Source organism: Streptomyces sp. YIM 98790, assembly GCF_011421595.1.
Taxonomy (GTDB): Bacteria; Actinomycetota; Actinomycetes; order Streptomycetales; family Streptomycetaceae; genus Streptomyces.
The window spans coordinates 1-2,043 of the sequence record NZ_WTLH01000365.1 but is presented as its reverse complement, the minus strand read 5'-3'; the positions used below and the strand labels follow the sequence as shown (position 1 = coordinate 2,043).

General features: G+C 77.9%; 1 protein-coding gene and 1 pseudogene. Both read right to left on the bottom strand.

What is annotated here, in order from left to right:
* Positions 1-71: 71 nt before the first annotated feature.
* Positions 72-1,607 carry a vWA domain-containing protein gene (locus GQS09_RS28045; protein ID WP_165990321.1) on the bottom strand — a complete coding sequence of 512 codons (1,536 nt, stop codon included), beginning with the start codon at positions 1,605-1,607 and terminating at the stop codon, positions 72-74.
* A pseudogene (locus tag GQS09_RS28040) lies at positions 1,604-2,043 on the bottom strand (hypothetical protein); the annotation flags it as partial. The gene GQS09_RS28045 and the pseudogene GQS09_RS28040, both read right to left, overlap by 4 nt.

Here is a 2,043-nt window from a genome sequence, read left to right as displayed (position 1 = left end):
CGCGCTGCCGCCCGACGCGCTGCCGCCGCCGCGGCCCGGGCCGGGGCTGACCGTGCCGCTCACCGTGCCGCTCACCGGGGTGCTCCTGCCAGCTCGTGCCGGCAGCCGATGCAGTAGCGGCCGGGCGGCACCCGCTCCCCGCAGCCGGGGCAGACCACCGGCCGTTCGTCGTCCTCGCTGCCGGGCGGCTCCCCCGCCGCCGGCCCGGACGCAGGAGGCTCGGTGTAACTGCTGGCCAGGATGGCCTGCTGGATCTGGGCCAGGTCCAGCGCCTGGTGGACCGCGACCCGGCCGGCGGCCGGGTCCAGCACCCGCACCAGCCGGCCCAGCCTGCGCAGCCGCGCCGCGTCACCCAGCTCGTGGGCGAGCCGCACCGCCGCGGACAGTTCCCGCTCTGCCTCCTCCAGCCGCTGCTGGAGCAGGGCATCGGCACCCCGCCGGGTGGCCTGGTTCATCTCGTCGTACCGCGTGAGGTGCCAGGCCGCGCCGCCGGGGCGGCTCAGCGGCGGCTCGTCGTCGGTCCACCGCACCCGCGGCACCGCGTCCGGCGGCGGCACCGGCGCGGGCATCCCGTCCGCCGGGGCGGCGGCCTCGATCCCGAGGGCGGCGACCGGGACGGGGCCGGCCGCCGCCCGGGCCTCCCGGTAGCCGGGATGGCCGGGATCGGCCCGCAGCCGCAGCTCGTACCAGCGGGACTCCTCGCCCCAGGCCCCGGTGCGGAAGCGGACCGTCCGGCCGTCGTCCGACACCCGCTCCCCCTCCGGGGTCAGGTCCAGCACGGTGGGGGTGAGCTGCCGGAAGAGAGTGAGCGTCAGATACGGCTCGGGCCGGGCCCGGACCGCGAGCTGCGGCAGGGTGCGCGCGGTGGAGGCGGTGACCAGGGCCCGGAACATGCCGGTGAGCTGCTCCTGGAGGCTGTCCGGCCCGGCCATGTCGACGGCCGCCGCCCGGCCGTGCAGCCGGCCCACGATGTCCAGAAGCTGGTGGGCGTCCCAGTCCTCGCCGATGCCCAGCGCGTCGCAGGTGAACTCGCCCTCGCAGGCGTCGAGCACCCGGCGCAGCTCCTCGGCGGCGCCGTGCTCGTCGCGGCCGTCGGTGAGCAGCAGGGCGTGCCGGAAGGTGGTCTCCGGGCGGGTGGTGAGCAGCCGCCGGGCCAGCTCCAGCCAGCCGGAGATGCGGGTGCCGCCGTGCGCGTCCAGGGCGCGGGCGGTGCGGATGCCCTGGGCGCGGGACTGCGGGGTGATGGCCACGGTGGCGGGGGAGGCGCCGGCGTCCCACGGGTAGGCCAGCCGGGCCTCGTGGCTGCCCTCGATCAGGGCGAAGTGGGTGCCCTCCGGCAGCATGGCGATGGCGGCCTCGGCCGCCCGGCGGGCCGCGGCGATCTTGCGCAGGGTGGGGTGGCCCATGGAACCGGAGCAGTCGATGATCACGACCTCGGAGTGGCCGGCGGCCCGGTCCGGCGCGGTCGCGCCCAGGCCCTGGGCGCGGACGTGCAGGAAGATGTTCACCTCCTGGTCGCCGCCGGCCGCGTACTGGTCGGTGGCCAGTTCCACGTCCAGCGTGATCCGCGGGACCGCGCCGTGGCCGTGGGTGCTGCTGTCGGTCATCGGGACGTGCTCCTTGTCCGACGGCGGAAGAACCACGAGCGGGGGTGGACGGCGTTGGCGCAGTCCACCAGGTGCTCCTGCTCCTCCGGGGTGGTGTCGGTCTGCCGGGCCAGCCGCAGGAACGACCCGGACAGCAGCGCGCGCAGGCCCTCGGCGGTGGGCGGCTCGCCCGGGGCGATGCCGAAGGGGGGCCCGGCCAGCCCTCTCGGCCCGGCCGGGTCCCCGGGCGGGGGAGGAGGGGGTGCGGTGGCCGACTGGACCCGGTCCAGGGCCCATTCGCGCAGCTCGGCGGTGAGCCGGGTGCGTTCCTCGCCGGCGGGTGCGCCGCCGTCCAGGTCCAGGGCGGGCAGATCGCGGGCGGCGCGGGCCAGGCTCTCCCAGTCCGGCAGCCCGGCGTCGCCCTCGGCCGTGCCGCCGCTCCCGCCGCTGCCGCCGC